The organism is Nocardia sp. NPDC005746 (assembly GCF_040630785.1).
Lineage (GTDB): Bacteria > Actinomycetota > Actinomycetes > Mycobacteriales > Mycobacteriaceae > Nocardia.
On sequence record NZ_JBEXYE010000028.1, the window covers coordinates 1 to 13,466 of the forward strand.

Annotated in this window: 5 protein-coding genes; 1 reads left to right on the forward strand and 4 read right to left on the reverse strand. The window is 67.7% G+C overall.

The window, feature by feature from the left end; genetic code table 11:
- The 3 genes from ABZ412_RS32995 to ABZ412_RS33005 form a co-directional block, all read right to left on the reverse strand.
- Window positions 1–8,616: amino acid adenylation domain-containing protein (locus ABZ412_RS32995; RefSeq protein ID WP_357288272.1), on the reverse strand; the 8,616-nt coding region annotated here is incomplete at its 3' end.
- Window positions 8,617–8,655: 39 nt separating this feature from the next.
- Window positions 8,656–9,525 (reverse strand): SDR family NAD(P)-dependent oxidoreductase, encoded by an 870-nt coding sequence (locus ABZ412_RS33000; RefSeq protein ID WP_357288275.1) that lies wholly within the window; start codon window positions 9,523–9,525, stop codon window positions 8,656–8,658.
- 22 nt (window positions 9,526–9,547) lie between these two features.
- Complete coding sequence (locus tag ABZ412_RS33005; RefSeq protein WP_357288432.1) at window positions 9,548–11,170, reverse strand: GMC oxidoreductase; 1,623 nt, start codon at window positions 11,168–11,170, stop codon at window positions 9,548–9,550.
- 185 nt (window positions 11,171–11,355) lie between these two features.
- On the opposite strand from ABZ412_RS33005, the gene ABZ412_RS33010 reads away from it, so the two are divergent.
- A complete protein-coding gene (locus ABZ412_RS33010) occupies window positions 11,356–12,564 on the forward strand; it encodes a cytochrome P450 (protein ID WP_357288278.1) in 1,209 nt (402 codons plus the stop codon).
- Here ABZ412_RS33010 and ABZ412_RS33015 read toward each other — a convergent pair.
- The gene (locus ABZ412_RS33015; protein ID WP_357288281.1) at window positions 12,533–13,420 is read right to left on the reverse strand and encodes an oxygenase MpaB family protein; all 888 of its coding nucleotides are present in this window, start codon (window positions 13,418–13,420) and stop codon (window positions 12,533–12,535) included. The genes ABZ412_RS33010 and ABZ412_RS33015 overlap by 32 nt on opposite strands.
- Between the last annotated feature and the right edge of the window lie 46 nt (window positions 13,421–13,466).

Here is a 13,466-nt window from a genome sequence, read left to right on the forward strand (position 1 = left end):
CAGCCCCTGTTGGAGTGGGGCCAGCGGCCAGACGTCGCTCAACGCCGGATACCGGTGCTCGAGGCCCTCGATGTCGGATTGCCCGAGCTCGGCCGTCAGATCCGACGGCGTCCAGCCACCGCTCCCGGCGCGGCGGACATGCGTCGCCAACGCGGTCAGCGCCGAACGCCACTCCTCCGCGATCTCGCGCACCACTTCGCCGGTGAGCACTCCCGAGGGGTACGACCAGATCGCCTGTAGCCGCGATTCTTTCGCGTCGACCAGGACGGTGACTTCGATGTCGAGTGCCGCGGTAACCGGCATATCCGGGGGCCGGGTACCGGCGAGCTCCGCCTCGGCTGCCCCGGCCGCGACGCGGCCGCGGTAGCTGAACGCGATCTGCGGCGGCGCGATCGCTAGAACCGGTCCGGCGTCCTCGCCGAGATACCGCAGCAGGCCGTAGCCGATCCCCTGGTCGGGGACGGCGAGTAGCTGTTCCTTGACGGACTTGACCGCTGCCCCCGACGCGGGCCCACCCGTGCGGGCTTCGTCGAGATCGATGCCCGACAGATCCAGGCGCATCGGATAGCTCGTGGCGAACCAGCCGACCGTTCGCGCCGGATCCGACCCCGGCACAACGTTTTTCGCGCGCCCGTCTCCTTCGAGACGGATGGTGACGTCCGTGGCGGCCGCTGCCTCGTGCTCGCGCCGCCACTTCGTGATCGTGACCGCCAGAGCGGTCAGCAGCCCGTCGTTCACGCTGCCGTGGAAGGCCGCGGGCACGGTGGTCAGCAGGGCCTCGGTCACGTCGGGGTCCACGTCGATCCGGACGGTGCGGGTAGTCGCGACCACATCGATCGCGGGGTCGAGGGGCCGTGTTCCGATCGGGGGATCGTCCCCGGCGGTCATCGCTCGCCACAGTTCGAGCTCGGTGGTGCGTTCCGGTCGCCGGGCCGCCTCGGCCAGCCCGTGTGCCCAGTCGCGCATGGACGTTCCGGTCGGGACGGGTGGCTCGCCGGAGTCGAGCGGTGCCCATGCGGCGGCGAGATCCGCCGCCAGCACCTGCCAGGAGACGGGATCGATCGCCGAACGATGAACCACCAGCAGCACGGTGCCCGATTCGGCGGTGCTCGCCGGGTCGAACCAGACTACCTGCGTGACGATCCCGGCCTCCGGATCGAGCCGGTCCGCTGCGGCCTCCAGCTCGGCCGCCGCCAGCGCACGGAATTCGACGCGTCCCCCCGCTTCCATCGGCACCCGCGTGAGGAGGTCGTCGGCGCGAATCGTTCCGACGGGCAACACCTTCCACGTCCACTGCCCGTCGCCGCTCGGGTTCAGTTGGGTACGCAGCGTGTCGTGCCGATCGAGGACCTTCTGCACGGCGGCGGCCAGCCGCTGCCGGTCGATCCCCGCCGGTAGCGGCAGCGTCCTCGCCTGGGTGAGGCGGGCGCACGCGGACCCCGTCCGTTCGAGCAACTCCCGCATGATCGGTGTCAGCGGTAGCGGGCCCGCGTCGGGTAGTTCCGACGAAAGCTGTGTCGCGGTGTCACTCTCACCGGTCGCGACCAGGGCGAGCCCGGCGACGGTCTTGCGCTCGAACACATCGCGTGGGGAGAACACCACGCCCGCCGTTCTGGCCCGCGTCACCAGCTGGATCGACATGATGCTGTCGCCGCCGAGGGCGAAGAAGGAATCGTCCGCGCCGACCCCGTCGGAGCCCAGGATGTCCGCGAAGCAGCGGGCGATGATCTGCTCGGTCGGCGTCTCGGGCGCTCGGAAGGGCTTGTCCGGAGCGAACACCGGCTTCGGCAACGCCTGCCGATCCAGCTTCCCCATCGGCGTCAACGGCACCCGATCCAGCACCATGATCGACGCCGGAACCATGTAGGACGGCAACCGGTCGCCCAGATATTCGGTCAGTACCGATGGATCGATCGAACACCCCGGCACGGCAACGACATACGACACCAGCGACTGCGCCCCCGACTCGGCACGGCTGCCGACCGTCACCGCGTAACTCACCGTGACGTGCGCTGCCAGCGCCGCGTCGATCTCGCCCAGTTCGATGCGCAGACCACGGATCTTCACCTGGAAATCGGACCGACCCACATGCTCGAGCGTCCCCGCGGACGTCCACCGGGCCATGTCCCCGGTCCGGTACATCCGCTCGCCCGGCGCCCAGGGACACGCGATGAAACGCTCCGCCGTCGCGCCCGCTCGACCGTGATACCCGCGCGCCAGACCGCCACCCGCGACATACAATTCGCCTGCCACGCCGACCGGAACGGGCTCCAGCCGCTGGTCCAGAATCCACCCCGACACGCCACGAATCGGGCCACCGATCGTCACCGCGTCACCCGCCGTCAGCGGTGCGCTCAGTGTCGCGGCGATGGTCGTTTCGGTGGGCCCGTAGGTGTTGAGCAGGGTGTGGCCGACACCCCAGTGCTCGACCACGTCGGCGCCGTAGTCCTCGCCGCCCACCATGAGGTGGGTGAGATCCGGTAGCGGCCAGCGGGTGTGGTCGATGGTCGACAGCGTGGACGGTGTCACGAGGACATGGCTGACGTGTTCGCGGGCGATCAGGTCGGCGAGTTCGTCACCGCCGTACACATCGCCGGGCGCGATGACCATGGTGGCGCCGGAACCCAGCGACAGCAGCAGTTCCATGACCGACACGTCGAAGCTCGGCGAGGCCATGTGCAGAGTCCGAGAATCGGATTCGATGCCCATGGCATCGCGGTGCTCGATGGCGCAGTCGGACAGACCTCGATGCGTGACCGCGACGCCCTTGGGCAGTCCGGTCGATCCCGAGGTGTAGATGAGGTAGGCGAGATCGTCGACCCGCAGTGGCCGGGTCCGTTCGCTGTCGGTGATGGGCCGGTCGTCGGCCACGTCGTCGGTGTGGGCGAGGTCGTCCGGTGTCAGCCAATCGATCCCGTCGGGCAGCCGGGCGTGTACGGACGGCACGGTCACACCGATGAGCGCCCCCGACTCGGTCATCAGGTGCGTGATCCGTTCCCTCGGATGACCCGGATCGATCGGCAGGAACGCCGCTCCCGATTTCGCGATCGCCAATTCGGTCAGCACCGAGTCCAGGGACCGCGGCATCGCGATCGCGACGATGTCCTCGGGTCCGATGCCTCGCCGAATGAGCGTGCGCGCCAAACGATTCGAACGCTCATCCAACTCGCGATAGCTCATTCGCCGCCCCGCGAACACGATCGCCGTGGCGTCGGGATCTTGTGCGGCCGCGGCCAGCAGGTCCGGCAGCGTCATCGGGGCCGCGGCGAGGGCGCCGCGGTGGCTCAGCAGGTCGGCGCGCTCGGCGGGCTCGAGGACCTCGATCGACCCGACCGGAACCGTCGGATCGGCGACCACCGACTCCAGGATCCGGATCCACCGATGGACCAGGGAATCGACCGTCGCGGCATCGAACAGGTCCGTGGCGTAGGTGACTGCCACCGTCATGCCGCCGCTCGCCTGGTGCGGCGATAGGATGAACTGCAGGTCGAAGCGGGACGCGGTGGCCGGCAGGTCGACCACCGACAGTTCGAGACCGGGGAGTTCCAGCGTCACCGGTTCCAGGTTCTGGAATGCCAGCAGCACCTGGAACAACGGATGGCGAGCCTGGGACCGCTGGGTGACCAGCTGGTCCACCACCTGCTCGAACGGGATATCGGCGTGGTCGAACGCATCCAGATCCACCCGCCGGACCCGGCCGAGCAGATCGGCGAACGACCGCCCCGGATCGACCTCGGTCCGCAATACCAAGGTATTGACGAACATGCCGACCATATCGTCGAGCGCCGCCACGCCGCGCCCCGCGATCGGGGTGCCGACCGGTACATCGGTGCCGCCGCTCATCCGTGCCAGCAACACCGCCAACGTACCGTGCACCACCATGAACAACGTGGAATCGTGCTGCCGAGCGCAATCCTCCAACCCCCGGACCAGGTCGGCGCTCAACGAATAGCCCTCGGTAGCACCACGATTCGACATGACCACCGGCCGCGGCCGGTCGAACGGCAGCGGCAGTTCCTCGATCACTCCGTCCAGGGTCGCGGTCCAGTAGCGAAGTTGCCGGGCGCTCAGCGACTCCGGTTCGTCCGGCGAACCGAGCACGTCTCGTTGCCACAGTGCGTAGTCCGCGTACTGGACGGGCAGCGGTGTCCACGACGGTGTTTCACCGCGCAGCCGGGCGGCGAAGGCCGTCGCCACATCGCGCGCCAGCGGCGCCATCGAGAAGCCGTCCGCGGCGATGTGATGCACCACGACGGCCAGCAGGTATTCCGGTTCCTCGGCGTCGGCCACCCGGAACAGCCGGGCGCGCACCGGCGCCCGGGTGCTCACATCGAAGCCCTCGGTGACGAATTCGGTGACCGCCGGGATCAATTCGCCGAACGGCACCGTCGTCAGCGCGGGATCCGAGTCCAGGTGATCGACGGATTCGACCACTTGGATCAGCACGCCGTCATGGTCCGGGTACCGGGTGCGCAGCGACTCGTGTCGGGTCAGCACGTCGATCATGGCCTGTCGCAGGGCGTCGATGTTCAGTTCGCCACGTAGCCGCAGGGCGATCGGCATGTTGTAGGCCCCGGAGCCGGTGTCGTACTGGTTGAAGAACCACATGCGTTGTTGCGCCGGGGCCAACGGCACCAGGTCGGGGCGCGGACCGGCGATCAGCGGTGGGCGGGGCCGCCGACCCGGCGCGGTCTCCTGCTCGATGCGGGTGGCCAGTTCGGCGGTCGTGGCCGCCTCGAACAGCAGCCGCACCGGAATCTCGGCGTCCAGCGCGGCGCCCAGGCGCGCCGCGACTCGGGTCGCGACCAGACTGTCCGCGCCGAGCGCGAAGAAGGAGTCGTCGACGCCGATGGTGTCGATGTGGAGCACATCGGCGAAGGTCTCGGCGATGAGACGCTCGATCGGTGTTCGCGGTGCCCGGTAGGGCTTGTTGTCGGCGAACACCGGTTCGGGCAACGCTTTTCGATCGAGCTTGCCCGCCGGCGTCAACGGGATCCGGTCCAGCACGACGATCGCGGCCGGAACCATATAGGGCGGCAGGTGATCGGCGAGATGATCCGCCACGAGAGCGGTATCGATCGTATGGCCGGGCGCGGCGACGACATACGAGACGAGCTGCTGAGCTCCCGAATCGGCGTGATGGCCGATCGTGGCGGCATAACCGACGCTCGGGTGACCCGCGAGCACGGCGTCGATCTCGCCGAGCTCGATACGCAGACCACGGATCTTGACCTGGAAATCCGATCGCCCCAGGTGCTGGACCGCACCGTCGGCCGACCAGCGGACCACATCCCCGGTCCGATACATGCGCTCGCCCGGCAACCACGGACACGCCACGAACCGCTCCGCCGTCAACCCTGCCCGGTGGTGATATCCACGAGCCAGGAGACCACCGGCGACATACAACTCACCCGCCACACCGACTGGCACGGGCTGCAATCGCTGGTCGAGTATCCAGGCGGAGACGCCGCGGATCGGCCGGCCGATCGTGACGAGCTCACCCGCCGCCAACGCGGTCAGCGTGACCGCGATCGTGGTCTCGGTGGGCCCGTATTCGTTGAACAGCAGACGGGTTCCGCTCCACCGTTCGACCAACTCGGTGCCGTAGTTCTCGCCACCGACGACCAGATGCCCCAGATCCGGTAACCGCCAACGGGTGTGGTCGATGGTCGAGAGCATCGAAGGCGTCATACACGCGTGGCTGACGTGTTGGCGATCCAGGAGTTCGGCGAGCTCGTCGCCACCGAAGCTGTCGCCGGGTGCGACGACCAGCGTCGCGCCCGCACACAGCGCCAACAGCAGTTCCAGTACCGAGACATCGAAACTCGGTGAGGCCAGATGCAGTGTGCGGGAGGATGGTTCGATGCTCAGGGCATCCCGGTGTTCGACGGCGCAGGTGTGCAGTCCGCGATGGGTGACGGCGACGCCCTTGGGCAGCCCGGTCGATCCGGAGGTGTAGATGACGTACGCGATATCGTCGGCCCGCAGCGGGCGCACCCGATCACCGTCGGTGATCGGCCGATCGTCGCCATCGTCGAGGTACTCCGTTGTCAGCCAGTCGATGTCATCGGGTGACCGGGCGCGGGCGACTGCCATGGTCAGGCCGACCGCCGCCCTCGAGTCGGTCAGTATGTGGGCGACGCGTTCGACCGGATGGCCCGGATCGATCGGCAGGAAGGCGGCCCCCGTCTTGGCTACCGCCCACACCGCCAGCACCGATTCGGTGGAACGCGGCATGGCGATCGCGACGATGCCCTCCGGACCGATGCCCCGCTCGATCAGCTTCCGCGCCCACCGATTCGAGCGTTCGTCGATCTCCCGGTAGCTCGCTTCCCGCCCCCCGGCGACGATCGCCGTCGCCTCCGGATCCACCGCGACCGCGGCGGCCAGCAGTTCGGGCAGGGTGATCGGCGCGGCCGCGGGTGCGCCGCGGCGGGTCAGTAGATCGGCGCGTTCGGCGGATTCGAGCACGTCGATCGCCCCGACCGGAATCGTCGGTTCGGCGACCACCGACTCCAGAATCCGGATCCACCGACGGACAAGGGAATCGATCGTCATGGCATCGAACACGTCCGTGGCGAAGGTGACCGCACCGGCCGTGTCGCCGTCACCGTCGGGCGTAGACAGGTTGAATTGCAGGTCGAAGCCGGACATTTCGCTGACCTGGCCAACTGCCAGCAATACTTGGCACGCGGGATGTCGCGACAGCTGCTCCGCCACTTGTTCGAACGGAATATCGGCATGGTCGAAAGCGCTCGAATCCACCTGCCGCACCCGCCCGAGCAATTCGGCGAACGATTCCTGTGAATCGATTTCGGTCCGCAACACCACGGTATCGCCGATCGCATCGTCGACCGGTGTGCCGACCGAAATATCGGTGCCGCCGCTCATTCGCGCCAGCAGCACCGCCAACGCACCGTGCACCACCGTGAAGAACGAAGAATCATGCTGCCGTGCACAATTCTGCAATCCTCGAACCAATTCCGTGCCCAAGGAAAAGTCCGCGATCGCATGCTGATTCGACATCACCGCCGGACGCGGACGGTCGAATGGCAATGGAAGCTCTTCGGGAAGATCGGCGAGCGTCTCACGCCAGAACGCCAGATTCTCACGGCGGCGGCGGATCCCGGCGCCCTCGGCGGCGCTGCGGGGGTGGACCTGTCCGAGCTCGGCGTCCGATGCGGCGGCGAACTCGTCGAGGAACTCCGCGAATCCGGTGCCGTGCGCCGACAGTTCGCGGTCGGTGTAGAGGTTGGGATTGGCCAGGAACTGGAGGATCGTGCGCGGCGGATCCCCCGTCCGATACACATCGAGCAGCAGATCGTCGACCGGGCCGGAGCTGAGGATATGGAACTGTCCGGTCACCGAACCGAAGTGGAGCTTGTGGTCGAAGAGCATGACGTTCACGACCGGGCCCGCGAACCGCCGCTGGGCGCCCGGGATCCCCAGGGCGGCGCGAATGTCGGTGAGGCCGCACCGCTGGTGCCGCAACACACCCACCAGATCGGACTGCACCCGCAGCGCCAGCGTCGCGACGGTGTCGGCCGGCTCGAGGGCGATCGGCAGCGGCGCCACATTGACGAAAACCCCTGCGGATCGCCGCAGCACGGCGGTCGTTCGACCCGATACCGGAATGTTGACCAGGACCTCGTCACGGCCGGTCTTCCGGGCCAGGTAACAGCCGAACGCGGCGATCACCAGCGCGGCCGAGCTCGTTCCCACCGCATTCGCCGCACGGTCGATCCGCTCCATCGTCGCCGCCGGTAGGTCGGTGATCGAGACGGCGCTGTCCGCGCACGCGGGCGCCTGTCCGGCGGCCAGACTGCACTCCTCGCCGACGCCCGCGAGCCGGGTCATCCAATAGGCCTGGTCGTCGGCGAATCGCTTCGACTCCCGGTAGCTGCGATCGGCCTCGTACAAGGCGCGGATATCCGCGGGCTGATTGGGTTCGGCCGGTTCGCCCCGCACCGCCGCCGCGTACAGCGCGGCGATCCGGTTCACGTTCATCATCGCGCCGTAGCCGTCGAGCGCGACGTGATGACACCGGCTGTACAGCAGATAGCGCCGCTCTCCCACCTGCACGATCGCCGTCGCGACCAACTTGTCCCGGGTCATGTCCAAGGGCGCCGTGTATTCCCGGCGCATCCACTCCAAGCCCGCCGCGATCGGATCCGGTGCGTCCCGGACATCGATCAGCGTTGTCTCATAGCCGAGTGCCGGGTCGTACACCTGATACGGCGCACCGTCGGTCTCGACCAGTCTCAGATACCCCGATTGGAACTCGTGACCCGCTCGAATCGCTGCCATGCGCAGCGTTTCGATGTCGAGGTCGCCGTCGAACTCGATATATTGCGCCTCGGATATCGGCACATCGGGACTCAGTTTCTGGGCCAGCCACAATCCCTGCTGACCGGCGGACAGCGGTATCGGCTGCGGTCGCGGTGCAGTCATGGTTTCCCTCGAGCTTCGACCGCGCATTATTCGCGCATTACTTACTGCAAAACCCCGACCGCCGACAGTATATGCCCAGCGGTCATAGCTGTATACGAACCAGCGCCGCGGTTGGTTCTGGCTGGAAGGGCGTCGATTTGGTCGAGGGCAACGATTCGGCGACATTTGGTCTTCGATCGGACCACCGAATCAATTTCCGTTCATTCAGCGTTGGAGTCGATGCTCCATGAAGCGCTGGACCCGATCGCGGTGGACCGCGGACCAGGCCTGGACCCGCACCGCCCACCAGGGCGCCACCTCACCGGGTTTGACGGTGACGGCGTGCGCGATGAGGTCGGAGGCTTCCTCGACGGTCAGGGCGGGTATGCGACGGAAGTCGGTGGGGGCGCTCATCCTGGTGTGGACCAGTGGCATGTAGACCGAGGTGGTGCTGACGCCGTCGGCGGCGATCTCCGCGGCGACGCTGCGCAGCCAGACGTCGAAGGCCGCTTTCGAGGCGCCGTAGGCCGACCAGCGCGGACTCGGTGGCATGAGCACGCCCCAGGTGGAGACATTCACGATGTGCCCCCGCCCGCGTGCGCGCATGGTGGGCAGCAGGGTCAGCAGCAGTCGCACCGGGCCGAGGTAGTTGATGTCGATGGTGCGGGTGAAATCGTGGAAGCGGTCGTAGGACTCGGCGATCGGGCGGCGAATCGACTTGCCCGCGTTGCTGATTACGACATCGATGTGCCCGTGCTCGGCCAGCAGCGTCGCGCCGAGCCGGCCCACGGCATCCATGTCGGTCAGGTCGGTCGGGTACACGTGGGCGACTCCGCCCGCGGCCGTGATCTCGGTGGCCAGCCGTTCCAATTCGGGCCGCGAACGCGCTACCAGCAGCACCTTCGCCCCCGCCGCGGCCAGCTTGCGCGCACTGGCCTTGCCGATGCCGTGCGAGGCCCCGGTCACCAGCACCACCTTGCCGGCGACAGCCGTCCGCAATGACTCCTCGGCGGGCCGGAATGTCGGGTACAGCAGCCGGATCGCCAACCGCTCGGCGCGCGAACGCCGATGGTGTGGGACCGGAGTCTCGTCCACCAGTCGACTGTATCGCTCGGGGCTATCCCCCGGCACCGATGATCCTTTCGATATTGCGCTCCGCCAGCGCGGCGATCGTCAGTGAGGGATTGACCGTTCCGGTGCTGCCGGGCACCGCCGCGCCATCCATCACATAGAGGTTCCGGTATCCGCGCACCCGGCCGTATTCGTCCGTCGCGCGTCCGATTACCGCGCCGCCCAACGGGTGTGCGGTGAACGAGGCGTTCGCTTCCAGGTCGGGCCGAGCGATCGGCCCGCAGTGACAGGTCATGGAATCGTTGACCTCGCGGGCCCGGGCGAGATACCCGGCGGCGCCGTCGACCGGCCAGAGCAGGTCCACGCGCCCGTCGTCCGCGTAGACGAACCGGCCACGGGTGTCGTCGAGCACCAAGCCCAGCGATCCGAGCAGGCCGATATCGAGGGGCGTGGTGCCGGGGATGAACCAGCTCTCCAAGGACACGGGCGCGCCCCTCTCGTCCAGGATACGGCTCGCGGAGGGCGTGCCCTGGGTGCCCACTGCGAGCGTGGTGAGCGGCCGGGACAGGGCGACATCGCCGTTGCTGCCCCAGCCTTCGCCGACATGCTCGTTCAGGTTCGGCAGCGCGCCGGTCGCCCGGGCTCGCACCAGGAGTTCGGAGGTGCCGACCGAGCCGGCGGCCAGGAACAGCATGTCGCAGGTCAGCGTTCGGGTGCGGAGCGCTTCGCCGGTCGGGGCGAGGGTGGTCACCGTGACGGCGTAGCGGCTCGGCTCCGCGGCGATGGCGTCCACGCGCTGGCCCGGGTAGATCCGGGCGCGGCCGGTGTCCTCGGCCCAGCGCAGGTAGTTCTGGTTCAGATCGAACTTCGCGCCGTTGGAATTGCCGAGGTCGGAACAGCCCACCGTCGCCGACGGCAGCGATCGCCCCGCCAGCTCGTCGCGGATGATGTCCCACCGCCAGGTGCCGTCGAGGGGCTGCGGTGAGTATCCGGCCGCGCGGGCCTGTTCGTCCCAGGCGCGGGAGTGCGCGAACGCGGGGGAGCGGAAGATGTCGTCCGGTATCGGGCTGGGCCGCAACATCTCTCGAACCCTGGGGTAGTAGATGTCGTGCATCTCGCGGTAGCCGACCACGCCGCGGAACACGTGTTCGAAGAATCGCTGTTCCGGCTCGATCATCACCCCGGTGAACACGACCGAGCCGCCGCCGACACACGCGGCGCGCCATACGTCGATGCCCGGGTAGCTGCACATGTCGAGGACGCCGCCGAAGGAATCGACGGCCACCGGGATCCGGGTCGCCCCGGTGAAGCTGGTGCGATGCCAGAAGCCGCGGCCGTCGGGAATCGTGTCGACGGCGAAGATGTCGCGCCACGGATCGTTAGGCCAGCGTGATCCGCGCTCGAGCACCGCGACATCGATCCCGGCCTGCGCCAAGCGCAGTGCGGTGACCGCCGCCCCGAACCCTGATCCGACGACGATCGCGGGTACGTGATCGGGCGGATCGGGCAGCGGCGCGAAGATCTCCGGCACCAGCGCGCGGTAGATCGGCGTATTCGGGCTCTGACCAGCAATATCCGCGCGTGCGACGGACGTGGCCGAACCGGTGCTCGCAAGGCCCAGCAACGCCGCGGCCGAGCCGACGCCCGCGAGGAAACGGCGCCTGTCCATGGCGCGCCGGTCGCCCGATCCGACCGTCATCCCAGCACCTGTGGCAATCTCATAGCGAATCATTATCATAAAGAGCAGGTCGGGGGGTGAGGTGACAGATGTTGACTCGCACATGGACTCGGTGGTTGCTCACACACGGCTTTCTGCGGACCTACCTCCGGTGGTCGGCGCGCCGGGGTGAACCCTTGGGAAACCTGGCCTTCGGGTCGGACCGCCTGCTCGGCTCGTCGCCGTATCTCGAGGAGATCCGGCGGCGGGGTCCGATTCCCCGGATGTCGGGTGTGTACATCACCACCGATTACGCGGTGTGCCGAACCATCCTTCGCGACCGCAGCTTCGGCGTGGTCTCGCCGAATCATCCAGGTCTGCCGAAGCCGATCCGCTGGATGCTGGCCAAAACGGATCTGGGACTTCCGAACCTGGGGGAACCGCCCTCGATGCTGGTGACCGATCCGCCGGATCACACCCGATATCGACGCACCGTCGGGCAGGCTTTCGGCCCGAAGGCGATCGCGACCCTGGAGCAGCGCATCGCCGAGGTGGCCGATGACCTGATCGATCGCCTGGAATCGAAGCCTCGACCCGATCTGATCAGCGATTTCTCCGCGCAGATGCCCGTCACCATCATCGCCGAGATGCTCGGGCTGCCCGCCGACATGCATTCGACCCTGCTGAAGTGGGGCGACTCCGGCGCGCCGCTGCTCGAGCGAGGTCTGGACTGGAGCACCTACCGCGACGCCATCGAAGACCTGGTGGAGGTCAAAGAATACTTCGACCGGCACCTCGACGGGCTCGGCGACGAACCGGGCAATGACGTGCTCAGCATGCTGGTGACAGCGGGCGACATGACCCGCCGCGAGCAGGTGGCCAACGCCGCCCTGCTGCTGGACGCCGGATTCCTGACCACCATCAACATGCTCGGCAATGGAATCGCCCTGCTGGCAGGCAATCCGGACCAGCTGGAACAGCTGGCCGCGCAGCCGTGGCTGTGGCGCAACGCCGTCGAGGAGATCCTGCGCTATGACGGTCCCGTGCGGATGACCGGCCGGGTCGCGAACTGCGACGTCGACCTCGATCATCAGCGGATCCCATCGGGCTCCCTGGTCCTGCTGTCCTTGGCCGGCGCCAACCACGACCCCGCGGTCTTCCCCGATCCCCATCGATTCGATGTGACCAGAGACAATGCCGCGGAACATCTTTCGTTCGGCAGCGGAATCCACGGCTGCCTGGGATCCCGGCTGGCCCGGCTGGAAGGCTCCATCGCGCTGCCCGCCCTCTTCGATCGCTACCCGAATCTGTGCCTGGACGGACCGCCGATCCCGCACCCTCTGCGCAACCTGCACGCCTACCGTTCCATGCCCGTCAAGCTGGGCGCGCGAGCGACCCCTGGCTGAGGCCCTGCTCGGCGGCCCGGATCTTGCGGTAGACGCGCCGGTCGTAGCGCAGCGGCCGGGGGAGCAGCGGCCAGGCCCTCCGGACCGTGCCTGCGAAGACCCGGAAGCCGAACTCGTCGAGCCGATTCCAGTCGATGCCCAGGATCTCCCGGCCGCGTTCGGGCATCATCGCGGCGAGCAGCCAGACGTTGAATTCCATGAATGGCCGCCGGATCACCGTCCACGCCCAGGTCGGCACCCCCGGTACGGGGGGAATCGGGATGCCGGCCGCCCGAAGCGCGAAGTCGGTGGTCTCGTTGGCCTCCAGCTCGTCGGCGAGCATGTGCTCCCAATACGCCTGGAACTCTTCGTAAGTCCCGAACACCGGCTGCGCCGAGAGCCCGTAGCGCTCCCACCAGGTGACGCCCTCGGCCCAGAGCTGCTGCTTCTGATCGCCGGTCAGCGGGGTGCCGAAGTATTCGTTCATGGCCATGACGGCCTCGACGAACGTGACGTGTGTCCACCAGAAGATGTCGGGATTCAGTGCGTGATACCGCTGTCCGTGGTGGTCCACGCCCTTGATGTCGCGGTGGTAGTCGCGTACTCGTACGGACGCGGCGGACTCGGGCGGGTCGTAGATGGAGTCCTCGATCCGAGGCACCGAGCGCAGCAGCCGATCCCACGGGTCGTCGAAGAAGTTCGAATGCTGTTGCAGCGCCGCGGAAACGGCGGGGTGCATGTTCTGCAAGGTGCCGGAGCGCCCGAAGAACAGTTTGAGGCGATGGTCGCCGAAGTACTCCCACAGCAGTGAGCCGGGGCCCAGGGGCGCGCCCCGCGGAACGGTTGTCGGCTGTTCGATCTCTGCTGCGCTGCTCATGGCACGGCCTCCACGTCATTGGGAACTCCTGCCAAAGAGTGCAACA